Here is a 13,736-nt window from a genome sequence, read left to right as displayed (position 1 = left end):
TAATTAAGCCTGATTTAGGTAGAGTAGCACCTTTAATAACTTATTATTTTAAAAGCGTGTTTATGGGTCCTATTATGTTAGATGTGCTTGGCACATCTTTAACGGCAGAAGACAAAGAGCTTCTGCAACATCCTCTTGTTGGCGGGTTAATTTTATTTACTCGTAATTATGAATCTCCTGAGCAACTCGCTCAACTTACGGACAGTATTCGCGTGGCCGCCAATAAAAGCCTTATTATTGCTGTCGATCATGAAGGTGGTCGAGTTCAGCGTTTTCGTGAGGGTTTTTCACTTATTCCAGCGATGGGGAAAATTTGGAACTTTGCTGATAAAAATGTTATTAAAGCTCAAGCGCTGGCTAAACAAAGTGCGATATTAATGGCATTAGAAGTTCAAGCGGTGGGTATCGATATTAGTTTTGCCCCTATTCTTGATATTGATGATATTAGTGCGGTGATCGGTGATCGTTCTTTCCATAAAGACCCTGAAATTGTCTGTAAACTAGCGAGTGCTTTTGTTGACGGCTTACATCTTGTTGGCATGAAGGCTACGGGTAAACATTTCCCAGGTCATGGCAGTGTCGAAGCAGATTCTCACCTTGCTTTACCTATTGATCCTCGTTCACGTGAAGAGATATTCGCGGTAGATATGTTGCCTTTTAAGACGTTAATTAAGAGCGAAAAAGTGGATGCTCTAATGCCTGCTCATGTTATTTTTCCTGAAATCTCTCCTGAAGCGGTTGGCTTTTCCCCTTATTGGCTACAAGATATTTTACGAAAGGAACTTGGCTTTAATGGTGTTATTTTCAGTGATGATTTATCCATGAAAGGTGCTGCATGTGTTGGTGGCTATGTTGAACGAGCTGAGGCTGCTCAACAAGCGGGTTGTGATATGTTATTACTGTGTAACAACCGAAAAGGCTGTATTGATGTGATCGATAATGCCAATATCAGCATTGATGAAGAGAGCAATCAACGGTTGTTACGTTTATTAAAAACGTCAACCGGAGGATTAAGTGAACTACGTAATAACACTCTTTGGCAAAATGCTCGTCAAGTATTCGCTGAATATTTATAACATAACTTTAACTTCCCCTCTTAAAAATAATAAAAATAGAGCCCTTAATGAAGCTAACAAAACAAAGTATTATTGTACTAGCGCCTCTAATATCCTTCGGGTTTTACTTTCTGCTGCTATGGTTGGGGTTAGCTGCAAAACCGGCAACTGCCGCCGCTATCACCTTATTGACTGTTATTTGGTGGGTCAGTGAAGCAATACCTATTCCAGCGACATCTCTTGTTCCTTTTGCATTACTCCCGATATTTGGTGTGGTTGACCATAAAACAGTGGCTTCATCATTAGGAAGTCATGTTATTTTATTGCTAATGGGGGCATTTATGCTGTCAAAAGCGATAGAAAAAAGTGGTGTTCACCAAAGATTAGCTGTTTATATGGTCAGGCTAGTTGGGGTTTCAAGCGGACGTCGATTAGTCTTTGGTTTTATGTTGGCGTCTGGTTTATTAAGTATGTGGATCTCGAATACGGCAACTACCTTAATAATGTTACCTATTGCATTAGCTATTCTTGCTCATATTGATAATAGAGAACTTAAAGTGGCGCTTATTTTAGGTATTGCCTATGCAGCATCGGTTGGTGGTATTGGTACGCCAATAGGAACCCCGCCGAATGTTATATTTATGGGCATATATGAAGAGCATACAGGTCGGGAGTTTGGTTTCTTGTCATGGATGAAAATAGGTGTCCCTATTGTTCTCATCGCGCTACCTATTATGGCATGGTGGTTAACGAGAAATATAAAACTTGAGCAAGAAATTAAATTACCAGACCAAGGGCAGTGGCGAAGTGAAGAAACAAGAACTCTTTGGGTGTTTGGTTTAACAGCACTTGCATGGATCACACGCAAAGAGCCTTTCGGTGGTTGGAGTGACTGGTTAAATATTCCTATCGCTGGAGATAGCACTGTTGCACTGTTCGCTGTCGTTTTAATGTTCTTAATACCCAACGGAAAAGGCTCTCGTTTACTTGATTGGGATACAGCTAAAACAATACCATGGGGTATGTTGTTATTGTTCGCTGGTGGTATTGCTATAGCGAAGGGGTTTGTTGCTTCGGGGTTAAGCCAAATACTCGGTGATTGGTTCTCTTCATTAGCCAATTTACCCATAATAGTGATGATTTTAACAATCTGTTTAGTGGTCACTTATCTTACTGAGATCATTAGTAACACCGCAACAGCAACGCTACTGATGCCTATATTAGCGGTTGTAGCATCATCGGCTGGCTATGACCCTATGGTCTTGATGATCCCCGCAGCTATGTGTGCAAGTTGTGCGTTTATGTTGCCCGTTGCAACAGCGCCTAATGCGATAGCCTTTGGCACTGGTGAACTTGAAATTAAAGATATGGTGAAAGAAGGGGCAATACTGAGTTTTATTATGTCTTGTTTAATCGCAATAGTATGCTTTCTATTTTTGTTCTAATTATCACGATTAACTGTTATTTATGAATTTACCTGTGTTAACTGCTTCGAAGCTTACCCTTGGCAATTAATACGGATTATTAGCTAACTTTTCATGATTTTTATGATGTTGTTAATATCAAACCCAACATACCCAGAGTCAAGCCAAATATAGCTCACATGGGGCGAGCCCGATGCTTTTCTAATTTTACTTGAGGGGCTAAATCTTGAAATATTGAATAAATAATGCCGCCAGAAGCGAAAAGCATAACCGCAGCAATAATTTGAGGGGACTCTGACAACCATAAAAAGCCAGAAACTTCAGCGATAGGGCCGAGCAATGCCATTAAAGTAAACATGATTATAATTTTATTGGGCCTATAAGCTCCCGATACACTTAATTCACGGTAGGCATTAAAACCTTACGGTAAGTTTTGTAATGCGATCAGACCAGCAAGTAAAAAAGCATTGTCGCTTGCTGTTGCGAATGCGGCGCCTAAAGCGATTGATTCTGGAATAAAATTGGAAAGCATTGCGGCAAGCTGACTCGCAGGGGTATCAATTTTTTTAAGGTAAATATCAAGCGCCATAAAGCTAAACCCACCAACGATAAGCAGGTAACATGGTTAAGTTTGCTATTCCCTCAGGGACTAAAACCAACGCTACAGTTGATAATAACGCACCACCACTAAAAACGATGACAGTATGCCTTAATTCTTGTTCAAGCCAATCACTTTTAAACTTTCAATAAAGGCAATAAGCGCACCTAACGGCATAGCTAAACCGGCGAGTAATGTAGAGACTATAAGGTCAGTAAGAGAGACATGACTTGATTCTCTAAGGATACTTCAGTGCTTCATCGAAAATCATGTAATGGTGAAGAACGAAAATGCTGACTATTTTCGCTCTTCATACTTATTATTTTAAAACTTTCTTTGATCAACAAATCGAGCCAATAAGATAGCAACTAAAGCGATGCTGAAACCACTGTAAACAACAATCATCATTTGTGGCATGGTGTAACCGAAAAAGTGCCAATTAATATCTCCACAGTCTCCTGTTGCTTCAAATAGTGAAGGTAACCATTCGTGCAGAGGTGCCCAACTAGGGAAGTTAGGTATAAATTCACAGCTGTATAAAAATGACATAGTGGCTGATTGTATCTCGACATGTTCAAGAGCTATTAATAACCCCCATATTGCACTAACACCCCATAATGAAAATGCGATTAAGCGTAACACACTATTTTTATTACCTAGACTTCCTATTATCCCAGCAAAGAATATTCCCCATATAGCCGTTCGTTGATAAATACACATAATACAAGGCGCTAAGCCCATCACGTATTGGAAATAAAGAGCAGATAATTCCAAACCAAAAGCGGTAAGGGCAAGTAATTGCCAAGCACGGGTGTTTACCGATAAATCACTTAAAAACTTCACGACAGATTCCTATTTATTGTTAGTTAAAGGTCAAATATAAAAGATTGTACATAATTTAATAATAATTAGGCAAAAAAAAAGCTTCTAAATGTTTCTAGAAGCTTTTGATAATAACACGTTAATGATGAGTATATTTAAGAACCATTTATTAGAATATGAACATAAATACTCGCGGCATAACCTAAAGCAATAACAGGTGTCCATTTTAAGTGACTAAAGAAAGTGTAGTAACCACGTGCCTGTCCCATTAAAGCAACACCCGCTGCAGAACCAATAGATAATAAACTACCACCAACCCCTGCAGTTAAGGTGACTAATAACCATTGAGCGTGAGACATATCTGGATTCATCGTTAGTACAGCAAACATGACCGGAATGTTATCTACAATGGCTGATAATATTCCAACGAGAATATTTGCATTAGTTGCGCCGAGTTCCCCATACATAAATTCAGATGCCATGCCTAAGTAACCAATAAAGCCTAAACCGCCAACCGCTAAAATTACGCCATAGAAGAAGAATAAAGTATCCCACTCTGCTTTTGCTATTTTATCAAAAATATCAAAGTCATCTTCAATTTGATGGCCTGTCGGACTATCTGATTCATCAAATCCACTTTTTCCAACTTTACGAATGAAGTAGCCAAAGAATTTAAGATAAGCCAAACCTAGCATCATGCCAAATACGGGAGGTAAGTGTAAAAAGTTATGGAATGAAACCGCGGTCATAATAGTTAAGACAAACAAAGCAACGATTGTTAAGCCGCCATATTTAATTGGTGTTAGTTCTGTTGATTGTGCAACAGGATTACCTTTGGGAATAGCAAATTGCATAATAAATGCAGGAATAATGAAGTTAACAACAGAAGGAATAAATAAGGAAAAGAACTCACTAAATTGGACCATTCCTTTTTGCCATACCATCAAGGTTGTAATATCACCAAAGGGGCTAAAGGCACCACCAGCGTTAGCACCGACAACAATGTTTATACATGCTATTGCAATAAACTTAGGTTCATCTTTACCTACTGCGAGTACGACTGCACACATAATTAATGCGGTTGTTAAGTTATCAGCAATTGGCGAAATGAAGAAAGCAAGCGTACCGGTTAACCAAAATAATGTTTTATAGCTAAAGCCTTTTACGACTAACCAGTCACGAAGTGCATCGAAAACATTACGTTCTAACATCGCATTGATGTAGGTCATCGCAACAAGTAAGAAGAAGAATAACTCAGCATATTCAAGGAAGTTATGACGAATCGCAACTTCTGCAGCATGTGGCATACCTTGAGAGCCATAAAATGCAGCAATTAAAATCCAAATAATACCTGCAGCAAGCAATACGGGCTTAGATTTTCTTAAGTGAAGTTGCTCCTCTAAAATAACCAATATGTATGCAAGTACAAAAATGGCAATAGACGCATATCCTACCCAGTGACTGGTCAGGTTAATTGTCTTATGGGCTGAATCAGAGGCAAAAGCAATTGTAGGGATACCTATTGCTAGCAGTGAGAGCAAAATTTTTATCATATTATTCCCAAAAGATGATGAAATTATTAGTATTAATTTATTTAATAATATCAAAAAAATGACAAGATTATATATCAAAGCTCAATATTAGTATCTAGTTTACAACTGTTTAAATGTTTAATAATTTTTTTTATCCACCACTAAATTATTTTTATGCTGAATTAATCCACTTGTGCCAAATAGATGTTCTGGTACAATCACTTAAAATTTTAAGTGATTGCGTGGAGCAGTATGGTTATTAAAGCACATAGCCCAGCAGGGTTTGCAGAGCAATATATTGTTGAATCAATTTGGAATGGTGGTTTTCCCCCGGGCTCTATATTACCGGCTGAACGTGAGTTATCTGAACTTATTGGTGTTACACGTACCACGTTACGAGAAGTATTACAGCGATTAGCACGTGATGGCTGGTTGACCATTAAACATGGTAAACCCACCAAAGTGAATAATTTCTGGGAAACCTCCAGTTTAAATATTCTTGAAACATTGGCTCAACTTGACCAAGAAGGGATCCCTGACCTTGTTGATAATTTAATGTCAGCTCGGACAAATATCAGTGCCATCTACATTCGAGGGGCGATTAAAAACAATCCTGAAAAAGCGATTGAGCTAATCAAAGCCTATGAAAACGTTGAAGATAACGGTGAAGCCTTTGCTGAATTTGATTACCGATTAAATAAAGAGTTAGTGGTTGCTTCTGGAAATTCTATATATCTACTGATTTTAAACGGTTTTAGAGGCTTATACTCTCGTTTGGGGACTTTATATTTTTCGCATCCTAAAGGTCGTGAAATTTCTCGAGACTATTATAAAAAATTAATTGAACTAGCCAGCGAAAATAAATTTGATGAATCTATATTTGCCGTACGTAAATATGGTATCGAGTCAGGTAAGCTTTGGCTAGAACTTAAAGATGACGTATTAAAAGAGCTATCTGAATAAATTATCTATAGTGATTAAAGGCAAGGGTTAACTTGCCTTCTTATTATCGTTATTGCTCTCATTCTGGACATTGTGCAATAACTTCATCATCCCCCTCTTCATTGTTCTGTACTAACCGCACGTTAAATTGCCATAAGGTATATAAATGTTTCATCACTTCATCTTTTGAATCACCTAGCGGAACATTTTTGTGTGGTGTATATTTCAATGTAAGCGATCGGTCACCATCAACATCAGCATTTGTTACCTGAATATTAACCTCTAGATTACTCAAGTTATACTGTTCAGATAACGCGCTTCTTACTTTTTTGTAGCCACTTTCATTGTGAATAGCCGCCACGTCAATAAAATTTTCTTTTTCATCATCGTGTAAATAAAATAACTTGAAATCGCGCATTAGTTTTGGTGATAAATACTGACTAATGAAGCTTTCATCTTTGAAATTTTTCATAGCAAAATGTAGAGTATCTAACCAATTACTATTGGCTATTTCTGGAAACCATCGTTTATCTTCTTCTGTTGGGTGTTCACATATTCTTCTAATATCTATAAACATATTAAAGCCTAACGCATAAGGATTAATACCAGAATAATGAGGACTGTTGTAATTGGGTTGAGCGACAACATTAGTATGGTTATGCAAAAATTCCATCATAAACTTATCGGTGACTAGGCCTTCATCATATAAATGGTTTAGCAGTGTGTAATGCCAAAAGCAGGCCCAGCCCTCGTTCATGACTTGTGTTTGTTTTTGCGGATAAAAGTATTGCGAGACCTTACGAACAATGCGCACAATTTCTCTTTGCCATGGTTTTAGTAAGGGTGCATTTTTTTCAATGAAATATAAAATATTTTCTTGCGGCTCGTTTGGAAATGTCGGTTTTTTATCCTTAGCATCATCTTTGTTTTTGGGTAATGTTCGCCACAATGTGTTCACCTGCGATTGTAAATATGATTCACGGTCCTTTTGACGTTGCAACTCTTCCTCTAATGATATTTTTTGTGGACGTTTATAGCGGTCAACACCGTGATTCATTAATGCATGACAAGCATCTAAGCATGATTCAACCTCACTGATGCCAAATTTTTGTTCACATTCGCTAATGTAGTTTTTAGCAAACAATAAGTAGTCAATTATTGAGCTCGCATCAGTCCAGGTTTGAAATAAATAATTACCTTTAAAAAAAGAATTATGTCCGTAACAAGCATGTGCCATAACGAGTGCTTGCATGGTCATAGAATTCTCTTCCATTAAATATGAAATACAAGGATCAGAATTGATAACAATTTCGTAGGCTAACCCCATTTGACCACGTTTATAGTTTTGCTCTGTTTGAATAAATTTTTTACCAAATGTCCAATGGTTATATCCAATAGGCATACCGACACTAGCGTATGCATCCATCATTTGTTCTGCAGTGATCACTTCAATTTGGTTGGTGTAAGTAGCTAATCGATAATGCTTTGCAACCCGTGCAATTTCAGTTTGATATTGATCAAGTAAGTCAAAGTTCCAGTCACATTGGTCACTTAAGGGTTTACGTTTGTCCATTATTTGCCTCCTTTGCTATTATTAACTTAGGCTGCTTTACTCTGTTTTTTCTTGAAAAGCTCTCTAAAAACAGGATAAATATCTTCAACACTTTTAATATGCTGTATTGCAAAATGTTCTGTATATGCTGCAATTTCTTGATATTGCTGCCAAAGTGTTTGATGAGGTCGTTGTGATATTTCAATGTAGCTAAAGTAGCGTGCTTTAGGTAAAATATGTTCAGTTAATAATTTTTGACAACGAGGAGAGTCATCGGCCCAGTTATCACCATCAGAGGCCTGCGCAGCGTAAATATTCCATTCGCTTTCCTTATAACGCTCATCCATTATTTTAATCATTAAATCTAATGCACTTGAAGCAATAGTGCCGCCAGTTTCTTGCGAATAAAAAAACTCTTCTTCATCAACCTCTTTTGCTTGCGTGTGGTGTCGAATATATATCACATCAATCGTTTTATAGGTACGAGTGAGAAATAAATACAATAAGAGATAAAAACGTTTGGCAATATCTTTAGTGGCTTGGTCCATAGAGCCAGAAACATCCATTAAACAGAACATCACTGCCTTTGATGTAGGTAGGGCTTGTTTTGCATAGTTTCTAAAACGTAAATCAAAGGTGTCAATAAAAGGGACTTTACTGATTTTATCTTTAAGCATGTCGATCTGATTGTTTAGGTCTTTAATTTTTTGGACATGATCATGTTTATCAGCCATTAATGCCGCTAAGGCGAGTTCAAGAACTTTCAACTTTTTACGCTTGGTTGATGTCATGGCAATACGTCTTGCTATTGATCCCTGCAGTGACTTTACAATATCTATATTTGAGGGGACGCCTTCAGCACAATAACCCGAGCGAACAGTCTTATAATCAATTAACGTATCCAATTGGTTCTTTTCTAAATTTGGCAATTCAAGATCTTCAAAAAGTAAGTTCAAATATTCATCTCTAGAAATAGAAAAAATAAAATCATCATTCCCCTCACCAGTGTTACTGGCATCACCTTTACCGCTGCCTTGTCCTTGCTGTTGCTGAGGGCGTTTTATCTGATCACCGGTTGAAAATTGGTCATTACCTGGGTGAACTCTATCTTTAATACCCCCTTTTCCTTGATGAAAAAAAGGTTCAGATAAATCTTTTTTGGTGATGGTAATATCCTCACCACGTTCAACGTCAGTAACACTGCGTTTATTAATCGCTTGTTCAACGGATTTCTTTATTTGGCTTTTATAACGTTTAATAAAGCGCTGGCGATTAACCGTGCTTTTATTTTTGCTATTTAAGCGTCTATCAATAAAATTAGCCATTGTTTCCCCTTACTTTATTGGCTTTTTAAAACAATAAAGTACAAGTTAAGAAGATTTTCTTACGCGTAAATACCACTCTGACAGTAACCGTACTTGTTTTTTTGTATAGCCTTTAGTCATCATGCGTTCTATAAAATCGTCATGCTTTTGCTGGTCGTCATTCGATGTTTTGGTGTTAAATGAAATAACGGGTAATAAATCTTCAGTATTCGAGAACATTTTTTTCTCAATAACCGTGCGAAGTTTTTCGTAACTTGTCCAGTTGGGGTTCTTACCGTTGTTATTCGCTTTAGCACGTAGTACAAAATTGACAATTTCATTACGAAAATCTTTAGGGTTACTAATGCCAGCAGGTTTTTCAACTTTTTCTAATTCATTATTTAAGGCTTCTCGGTCGAAAAGCTGGCCAGTTTCAGCATCGCGATACTCTTGGTCTTGTATCCAAAAATCAGCATAAGTGACATAACGATCAAAGATATTTTGTCCATATTCAGAATAAGATTCTAAATAAGCCGTTTGAATTTCCTTACCAATAAACTCTATGTATTGAGCTGACAAGAAACCTTTAATGAATTCTAAATACCGCTCGGCTGTTTCTTGGGGTAATTGCTCTCGTTCAATTTGTTGCTCAAGTACATAAAATAAATGTACTGGATTTGCGGCAACTTCTAAATGATCAAAGTTAAAAACGCGTGATAATATTTTAAAAGCAAAACGTGTTGATAGCCCAGACATACCCTCATCCATACCCGCATAATCACGGTATTCTTGATACGACTTAGCTTTTGGGTCGGTGTCTTTTAAGCTTTCGCCGTCATAAACGCGCATTTTAGAATAAATACTAGAGTTCTCAGGATCTTTTAAACGTGATAGAACAGAAAATTGCGCTAAGGTTTCTAACGTATCTGGTGCACAATGTGCATTTTTTAATTCACTGTTTTCAAGTAGTTTTTTATAAATTTTTACTTCTTCAGAAACACGCATACAGTAAGGGACTTTGACCATATAAACGCGGTCCAAAAAGGCTTCATTGTTCTTGTTATTTCTAAAGGTTTGCCATTCTGACTCATTAGAGTGCGCAAGCAAAATGCCATTAAAGGGTAGGGCTGATAATCCTTCTGTTGGATTATAATTACCTTCTTGTGTTGCCGTTAACAACGGATGCAATACTTTAATGGGGGCTTTAAACATTTCGACAAATTCCATCATACCTTGATTTGCTCGACACAATGCGCCTGAATAGCTATAGGCATCAGGATCATTTTGTGAAAAGTGCTCTAACTGTCGAATATCAACTTTACCAACAAGGGCTGAAATATCTTGATTGTTGTCGTCACCCGGCTCTGTTTTTGCAATGGCTATTTGATCAAGAATTGAAGGATATAACTTAACCACCTCAAATCTTGCAATATCGCCTTGATATTCATGCAGCCTTTTAGCCACCCAAGGCGACATAATGGTCTTTAAATAACGTTCTGGTATTTTATATTCTTTTTTTAATATTTTGCCATCTGCATTTGCGTCAAATAAACAAAAAGGGTGGTCATTTACCGGGCTTCTTATGCCATTAGCACTGAGCACATAGATAGGCTCTTGCTGCATTAATGCTTTTAATTTTTCAGCTAATGATGATTTCCCTCCACCCACAGGGCCTAATAAATAGAGAATTTGTTTCTGTTCTTCCAATCCTTGCGAAGCATGTTTAAGGTAGGCAACAATCTGCTCTATAGCTTCTTCCATGCCATAAAACTCCTTAAAGGCAGGATAGCGAGCAATTACCCGATTAGAAAATATACGACTTAAGGTAGGTTCATTTGAGGTGTCTATCATTTCAGGGTCGCCAATGGCCTTCAATAAGCGTTCAGAAGCGGTGGCGTAAGCAAGTTTGTCTTTTTGACAAATAGCTAGAAATGCTTGAATACTAAAGTTCTCTTCTTTAGCTTCATCGTAACGTGACTGATAATGCTGAAAAATACTCATAACTGCCTCCATAAGGAAAAAAATTTGCAGATGAGTAAAACTTACCGTAGTACAAAGTCGATATTGTTTAACTCATTCAAATAAGACCAAGAAACTATCGATATTCGCTCCAACAAGACACTAAACTTTGCATTGAAACGAGTATGTCTACCATTAAGTCTAGACGTTATTTTTTAAGGTAGAGAATAATTAGAGATTTTTTTGTAAGTAAAGAGGAAAATATAAAAGTCTTTTATATTGAATTAAAAAGAAAAAGGACACTTTTATTGAATTTTAAGCATAAAAAAACCAGAGTAGATACTCTGGTTTTCAATAAAATTATTCATTAAAGGTTAATAAATTAATCTTTAATGAATATAAATTAAGCGAAGTTTGCCGCAGCAAAATCCCAGTTAGCTAATGCCCAAAAGCCAGCCATGTAGCTTGGACGAAGATTACGGTAATCAATGTAGTAAGCATGTTCCCATAAATCGACAGTTAATACCGGCGTTACATTCTCATCAGTTAATGGTGTTGCAGCGTTTGAAGTATTAACAATAGCAAGACTACCGTCAGCGTTTTTGACTAACCATGTCCAACTTGAACCAAAGTTGTTGATTGCACTTTCAGTAAATTTCGTTTTAAATTCAGCGAAAGAACCAAAGCTTGCATTGATTGCGTCAGCCAAAGCGCCTGTTGGTTCACCGCCACCGTTAGGGCTTAAGCTGTTCCAATAGAATGTATGATTCCAAATTTGTGCAGCATTATTAAAAATGCCTGCTGATGAAGTTTTAACGATGTCTTCTAAAGACTTACTTTCAAACTCAGTACCTTCAATTAATCCGTTAAGTTTTACAACATAAGTGTTGTGATGCTTACCGTAGTGAAACTCAAGTGTTTCAGCTGAAATGTGTGGTACAAGTGCATCTTGTGCATAGGGTAATGCGGGTAGTTCAATAGCCATTATTTTCTCCAGAAATGGTTTGTAAAAATTTATTTTTGCGCAAAAATAAAGAAATTGTTTGCTCTTATTTAAAACTTGGTTAAAACCTAGTAAACTAGTCAAGTATTATTAAGGCTTGCATAGTGTACCCATTTATATAGGTTTTGCTAGTGTAAATATCAAGCTTGTTATTACTTATTAGACTAAATAAATACTTTTAGTATTTATTACCTTGATTATTTTAATGTCAAACTCAATTGATCAAAGTAATAAACATTAAATTTTTATATATTAAAGACCGTCATAGTTTCGGTCGCATTTAGAGGTACTCCATGGACACTATTGAACGTATTAAAGAACAGATTTCAGAAAACACTATTTTACTTTTCATGAAAGGCTCACCGAAATTACCTAGTTGTGGTTTTTCGTCTCAGGCGTCACAAGCTTTAATGCAATGTGGTGAAAAGTTCGCTTACGTTGATATTTTACAAAATCCTGATATCCGTGCTGAATTACCTAAATATGCTGATTGGCCGACCTTTCCACAATTGTGGGTTGATGGTGAATTAGTGGGTGGTTGTGACATCATTATGGAAATGTTTCAACAAGGTGAATTACAAACCTTAATAAAAGAAGCTGCAGAGAAAAATAATTCACAAGAAAAAGCTTAGTCAAGTATAAAAACTGATGGCATTAACTTTTTTATCAAAAATGATGAAAATAAGTTGAAAAATACCTTATCGTCTCAATAACAGGTATGCGTCAGTTTTTTGATTTAAATAAATTTAATAAAAATATTGGAGAATGAAATGAGTGTATTAGTTGGCCGTGCAGCACCAGATTTTACAGCAGCAGCTGTTTTAGGTAGTGGCGAGATTGTTGATAGCTTTACGTTATCGACAGCAATTAAAGGTAAAAAAGCGGTATTATTTTTCTACCCATTAGATTTTACGTTTGTTTGTCCATCTGAGCTATTAGCTTTTGATCACCGTATGGAAGAATTTAAAAACCGTGGTGTTGAAGTGATTGGTGTTTCTATTGATTCACAATTTTCGCATAACGCATGGCGTAACACGCCAGTAAACGAAGGCGGTATTGGTCCAGTTCAATACACTTTAGTTGCTGATACTAAACATGAAATTTGTAAAGCATATGATGTTGAACATCCTGAAGCGGGTGTTGCATTTCGCGGTTCATTCTTAATTGATGAAGAAGGTAATGTACGCCATCAAGTGATTAATGATTTACCATTGGGTCGTGATGTTGACGAAATGATCCGTATGGTTGATGCATTACAATTTCACCAAGAGCATGGTGAAGTTTGTCCAGCTGGCTGGAACAAAGGTGACAAAGGTATGACAGCTTCACCAGAAGGTGTTGCCTCTTACTTAACTGATAACGCAGACAAACTTTAAGTGTAAAGTCTTTGGTTTTAATTAGCCTTTAGTTATTATCGTTAGTTAAAAAAGCCGCTTAATTGCGGTTTTTTATATAGAGGATGACGACGTTTTTATGTAGGAGGCTAAAAATAGCAAGTAGCGATATTTACATTTAAGCTAATCAAAAGTTGAAAATCAACCTACA

13 protein-coding genes are annotated in these 13,736 nt (G+C 36.8%); 5 read left to right on the top strand and 8 right to left on the bottom strand.

Features of this window, described 5'->3' with window-relative positions:
• The first annotated feature begins 62 nt into the window (after nucleotides 1-62).
• Entirely contained in the window at nucleotides 63-1,076 is a 1,014-nt protein-coding gene (gene nagZ / locus H4J73_RS01545) for a beta-N-acetylhexosaminidase (RefSeq protein WP_182223274.1), read from the top strand.
• A 47-nt stretch (nucleotides 1,077-1,123) separates the two neighbouring features.
• A complete protein-coding gene (locus H4J73_RS01540; protein WP_182177866.1) occupies nucleotides 1,124-2,500 on the top strand; it encodes a DASS family sodium-coupled anion symporter in 1,377 nt (458 codons plus the stop codon).
• Nucleotides 2,501-2,654: 154 nt separating this feature from the next.
• On the opposite strand, the gene H4J73_RS20870 is transcribed toward H4J73_RS01540, so the two are convergent.
• From H4J73_RS20870 to nhaD, 4 genes are all read right to left on the bottom strand, one after another.
• Nucleotides 2,655-2,837 carry a hypothetical protein gene (locus H4J73_RS20870; RefSeq protein ID WP_404851834.1) on the bottom strand — a complete coding sequence of 61 codons (183 nt, stop codon included), beginning with the start codon at nucleotides 2,835-2,837 and terminating at the stop codon, nucleotides 2,655-2,657.
• A gap of 63 nt (nucleotides 2,838-2,900) precedes the next feature.
• Complete coding sequence (locus H4J73_RS20865; RefSeq protein ID WP_404851835.1) at nucleotides 2,901-3,068, bottom strand: hypothetical protein; 168 nt, start codon at nucleotides 3,066-3,068, stop codon at nucleotides 2,901-2,903.
• Between the two features lie 333 nt (nucleotides 3,069-3,401).
• Nucleotides 3,402-3,920, bottom strand: a complete 519-nt coding sequence (gene dsbB / locus H4J73_RS01530; protein ID WP_182177868.1) for a disulfide bond formation protein DsbB — start codon at nucleotides 3,918-3,920, stop codon at nucleotides 3,402-3,404.
• Nucleotides 3,921-4,054: 134 nt separating this feature from the next.
• On the bottom strand, nucleotides 4,055-5,452 hold the full coding sequence (gene nhaD / locus H4J73_RS01525; RefSeq protein WP_182177870.1) for a sodium:proton antiporter NhaD: 1,398 nt from the start codon (nucleotides 5,450-5,452) through the stop codon (nucleotides 4,055-4,057).
• Nucleotides 5,453-5,683: 231 nt separating this feature from the next.
• Here nhaD and fadR point away from each other — a divergent pair, with 231 nt between their 5' ends.
• Nucleotides 5,684-6,394 (top strand): fatty acid metabolism transcriptional regulator FadR, encoded by a 711-nt coding sequence (gene fadR / locus H4J73_RS01520; RefSeq protein ID WP_182177872.1) that lies wholly within the window; start codon nucleotides 5,684-5,686, stop codon nucleotides 6,392-6,394.
• A 58-nt stretch (nucleotides 6,395-6,452) separates the two neighbouring features.
• Here fadR and H4J73_RS01515 read toward each other — a convergent pair whose 3' ends face one another.
• The 4 genes from H4J73_RS01515 to sodB all read right to left on the bottom strand — a co-directional run bounded on the left by H4J73_RS01515 (nucleotide 6,453) and on the right by sodB (nucleotide 12,173).
• The gene (locus H4J73_RS01515; RefSeq protein WP_182177874.1) at nucleotides 6,453-7,946 is read right to left on the bottom strand and encodes a SpoVR family protein; all 1,494 of its coding nucleotides are present in this window, start codon (nucleotides 7,944-7,946) and stop codon (nucleotides 6,453-6,455) included.
• A gap of 26 nt (nucleotides 7,947-7,972) precedes the next feature.
• Nucleotides 7,973-9,250 (bottom strand): YeaH/YhbH family protein, encoded by a 1,278-nt coding sequence (locus H4J73_RS01510; RefSeq protein ID WP_182177876.1) that lies wholly within the window; start codon nucleotides 9,248-9,250, stop codon nucleotides 7,973-7,975.
• A 45-nt stretch (nucleotides 9,251-9,295) separates the two neighbouring features.
• Nucleotides 9,296-11,230, bottom strand: a complete 1,935-nt coding sequence (locus H4J73_RS01505; RefSeq protein ID WP_182177878.1) for a PrkA family serine protein kinase — start codon at nucleotides 11,228-11,230, stop codon at nucleotides 9,296-9,298.
• A gap of 361 nt (nucleotides 11,231-11,591) precedes the next feature.
• Nucleotides 11,592-12,173: a superoxide dismutase [Fe] gene (gene sodB / locus H4J73_RS01500; RefSeq protein ID WP_182177881.1), complete on the bottom strand. Its 582-nt coding sequence runs from the start codon at nucleotides 12,171-12,173 to the stop codon at nucleotides 11,592-11,594.
• A gap of 311 nt (nucleotides 12,174-12,484) precedes the next feature.
• On the opposite strand from sodB, the gene H4J73_RS01495 reads away from it, so the two are divergent.
• Together H4J73_RS01495 and H4J73_RS01490 are read left to right on the top strand one after the other, a co-directional pair.
• Nucleotides 12,485-12,823, top strand: a complete 339-nt coding sequence (locus tag H4J73_RS01495; protein ID WP_182177883.1) for a Grx4 family monothiol glutaredoxin — start codon at nucleotides 12,485-12,487, stop codon at nucleotides 12,821-12,823.
• A 138-nt stretch (nucleotides 12,824-12,961) separates the two neighbouring features.
• Entirely contained in the window at nucleotides 12,962-13,567 is a 606-nt protein-coding gene (locus H4J73_RS01490; RefSeq protein WP_182177885.1) for a peroxiredoxin, read from the top strand.
• Nucleotides 13,568-13,736: the final 169 nt, after the last annotated feature.

Origin of the sequence: Colwellia sp. MB3u-41 (assembly GCF_014076845.1) — a bacterium.
Classification (GTDB): Bacteria; Pseudomonadota; Gammaproteobacteria; order Enterobacterales; family Alteromonadaceae; genus Colwellia_A.
The sequence above is the reverse complement of the archived record's forward strand: the minus strand, read 5'-3'. Positions and strand labels throughout refer to the sequence as shown.

What these genes read in the sequence shown, in the direction of transcription:
- nagZ (WP_182223274.1), top strand. Translation starts at nt 63, where the DNA reads ATGGGTCCTATTATGTTAGATGTGCTTGGCACATCTTTAACGGCAGAA.
- H4J73_RS01540 (WP_182177866.1), top strand. Translation starts at nt 1,124, where the DNA reads ATGAAGCTAACAAAACAAAGTATTATTGTACTAGCGCCTCTAATATCC.
- H4J73_RS20870 (WP_404851834.1), bottom strand. Translation starts at nt 2,837, where the DNA reads ATGTTTACTTTAATGGCATTGCTCGGCCCTATCGCTGAAGTTTCTGGC.
- H4J73_RS20865 (WP_404851835.1), bottom strand. Translation starts at nt 3,068, where the DNA reads ATGGCGCTTGATATTTACCTTAAAAAAATTGATACCCCTGCGAGTCAG.
- nhaD (WP_182177870.1), bottom strand. Translation starts at nt 5,452, where the DNA reads ATGATAAAAATTTTGCTCTCACTGCTAGCAATAGGTATCCCTACAATT.
- fadR (WP_182177872.1), top strand. Translation starts at nt 5,684, where the DNA reads ATGGTTATTAAAGCACATAGCCCAGCAGGGTTTGCAGAGCAATATATT.
- H4J73_RS01515 (WP_182177874.1), bottom strand. Translation starts at nt 7,946, where the DNA reads ATGGACAAACGTAAACCCTTAAGTGACCAATGTGACTGGAACTTTGAC.
- H4J73_RS01510 (WP_182177876.1), bottom strand. Translation starts at nt 9,250, where the DNA reads ATGGCTAATTTTATTGATAGACGCTTAAATAGCAAAAATAAAAGCACG.
- H4J73_RS01505 (WP_182177878.1), bottom strand. Translation starts at nt 11,230, where the DNA reads ATGAGTATTTTTCAGCATTATCAGTCACGTTACGATGAAGCTAAAGAA.
- sodB (WP_182177881.1), bottom strand. Translation starts at nt 12,173, where the DNA reads ATGGCTATTGAACTACCCGCATTACCCTATGCACAAGATGCACTTGTA.
- H4J73_RS01495 (WP_182177883.1), top strand. Translation starts at nt 12,485, where the DNA reads ATGGACACTATTGAACGTATTAAAGAACAGATTTCAGAAAACACTATT.
- H4J73_RS01490 (WP_182177885.1), top strand. Translation starts at nt 12,962, where the DNA reads ATGAGTGTATTAGTTGGCCGTGCAGCACCAGATTTTACAGCAGCAGCT.